This window comes from Halomonas ventosae (assembly GCF_004363555.1).
Taxonomy (GTDB): Bacteria; Pseudomonadota; Gammaproteobacteria; order Pseudomonadales; family Halomonadaceae; genus Halomonas; species Halomonas ventosae.
In genome coordinates this window covers 1-2,440 of sequence record NZ_SNZJ01000039.1, presented here as the reverse complement: position 1 = coordinate 2,440, position 2,440 = coordinate 1, and the positions used below count along the sequence as shown (strand labels likewise).

Below are 2,440 nucleotides of genomic sequence, written 5' to 3'. Positions count from 1 at the left end.
GTAACCGGCTGCTGAACACATCTTCCGCGGAAGGCCTTGTCCGGTGACATTAGGTGCCCACGTAACAATAGATGGGCACCTATTCATGACGTCCCCAAACACCGAGCGTGAGATCCGTCGTCGCCGTCGCTACGCCCCGTCGTTCAAGGGCAAGATCGTCGCGGCCTGCCTGCAGGGCGATACCTCCATTGCCCAAGTCGCCCTGCAGCATGGGCTCAATACCAACCTCGTCCAGACCTGGATCCGCAAGGCCAAGCGGCAGAGCCAGCTACCGGCCGTGCCGGACTTCGTACCCCTGCCGGTGTCGCCAGCAGAGGCCAGCCTGCCAACACCGCCCTCCACCGCTGGCGAGATTTGCATCGAGCTGCCCTCATCACAGGGCACGATCACCGTGCGCTGGCCGGTGAGTGAGGCCGCTCAGTGTGGCCACTGGCTAAAGGGGCTGCTGGGATGATCCGCATCGACGAGATCTGGCTGGCCACCGAGCCGCTGGACATGCGCGCCGGCCCGGACACGGCCCTGGCCCGGGTGGTCAAGGTGTTCGGCGCCGCGAGACCGCACTGCGCTTACCTGTTTGCCAACCGGCGCGGCAATCGCATGAAGGTGCTGGTGCACGATGGGCTGGGCGTCTGGCTGTGTGCCCGGCGTCTGAACCAGGGTAAGTTCCACTGGGCGGGTAACTGGCACGATGATCGCGTCGAGCTCTGTCCCGAGCAGGTGACGGCGCTGGTGCAGGGGCTGCCCTGGCAGCGTCTCGGCGTCGGTGGCGTGATCTCATTGGTCTGATGCGTCAGGCCGGGAGCGGCACAGAAACTCCCGACTCGCTATTCGCTGATGCGCTAATCCCACTGCCCCCGGCGGGCTGGCATACTCGCCGGATGAATGCGCCTTCCGACCTGTCTCAGCTCTCACCCGATCAGCTCCGCCACCTGGCGGCAACGCTGATGTCACAGGTGGAGGAAAAGGATAAGGCGCTGCGTCACAGCGAGCAGGTCAACCAGAAGCTGACCTACGAACTGGCGCTGCTCAAGCGCCATGCCTTCGGCAAGCGCAGCGAGCAACTCAACGTCCTGCAGATCAGCCTGCTCGACGAGGTGGTGGATGCCGACATCGCCGCCATCGAGACCGAGTTGGAGGATCTCAACTCCACCTCCACGTCGCCGGCGCCTAAGAAGGCGCCCAAGCGCGCCCCCTTGCCGCCCGAACTGCCGCGCACCGAGATCCGCCATGACCCGCAGAGCGAGCACTGTGCCTGTGGCTGCAAGCTGCGGCGGATCGGCGAGGAGGTCAGCGAGAAGTTGGACTACACGCCGGGCGTGTTCCACGTCGAGCGCCATATCCGTGGCAAGTGGGTCTGCGACCAGTGCGAGACGCTGACTCAGGCGCCGATGCCGGCACAGATCATCGACAAGGGCATCCCCACCGCCGGCCTGCTGGCCCAGGTGCTGATCGCCAAGTACGCCGATCATCTGCCGCTCTATCGCCAGGAGCAGATCTTTGCTCGCGCCGGCGTGCCGATCCCGCGCTCCACCCTGGCTGAATGGGTCGGGATCTGCGGCGTACGGCTCCAACCGCTGATCGATGCGTTGCGTGATCTGCTGCTCGACGAGCCAGTGCTGCACGCCGACGAGACCCCGGTGCCGATGTTGGCCCCGGGCAAGAAGAGAACCCACCGCGCCTACCTCTGGGCCTACGCCACCACGCCCTACGCCGGCTTGAAGGCGGTGGTCTACGACTTCAGCGAAGGGCGCGGCGGCCAGCATGCCCGCGATTTCCTCGGCGAGTGGCTGGGCAAGCTGGTCTGCGACGACTACAGCGGCTACAAGCAGAGCTTCGCCAACGGCGTCACCGAGATCGGCTGCATAGCCCACGCGCGACGCAAGTTCGTCGACCTGCACGTGGCTGGCAAGAGCCAGATCGCCGGGCAGGCCATCGAGCTGATCGGCCAGCTCTACCAGGTGGAGCGCGAGGCCCAGTCACTGAGCGCTGATGAACGCCAACGACTGCGGGAGACAAAAGCGAGGCCCATCGCCGACGCGCTGCACCGCTGGATGCTGGCTCATCGCGAGAAGGTGCCGAACGGCTCGGCGACGGCGAAAGCGCTGGATTACAGCCTGAAGCGTTGGGCGGCGCTGAAGCGCTACCTCGACGACGGCGGGTTGCCCATTGACAATAATCGGGTGGAGAACCTGATTCGCCCCTGGGCGCTCGGACGTTCCAACTGGCTGTTCGCCGGGTCACTGCGCAGTGGCCAGCGCGCTGCCACCATCATGAGCCTGATCCAGGGCGCCAAGCTGAACGGCCACGAGCCCTACGCCTACCTGAAGGACGTGTTGGAACGGCTGCCGACCCAGAAGGCCAGCCAGCTCCACGAACTCCTGCCTCACCACTGGCAGCACACCGACTGATCACTGGCAAGCGGTGTTGCCCGTTCGCTTAC

The 2,440-nt window shown here is 65.4% G+C and carries 3 protein-coding genes; all 3 read left to right on the top strand.

What is annotated here, in order from left to right:
• Nucleotides 1-85: 85 nt before the first annotated feature.
• The 3 genes from tnpA (at nt 86) to tnpC (ending at nt 2,408) form a co-directional block, all read left to right on the top strand.
• Complete coding sequence (gene tnpA, locus DFP85_RS18750) at nt 86-454, top strand: IS66-like element accessory protein TnpA (protein ID WP_133637921.1); 369 nt, start codon at nt 86-88, stop codon at nt 452-454.
• On the top strand, nt 451-786 hold the full coding sequence (gene tnpB, locus DFP85_RS18745; RefSeq protein WP_040184684.1) for an IS66 family insertion sequence element accessory protein TnpB: 336 nt from the start codon (nt 451-453) through the stop codon (nt 784-786). Before tnpA ends, tnpB begins: the two co-directional genes overlap by 4 nt.
• Before the next feature lie 92 nt (nt 787-878).
• Nucleotides 879-2,408 (top strand): IS66 family transposase, encoded by a 1,530-nt coding sequence (tnpC, locus tag DFP85_RS18740; RefSeq protein WP_133637920.1) that lies wholly within the window; start codon nt 879-881, stop codon nt 2,406-2,408.
• Nucleotides 2,409-2,440: the final 32 nt, after the last annotated feature.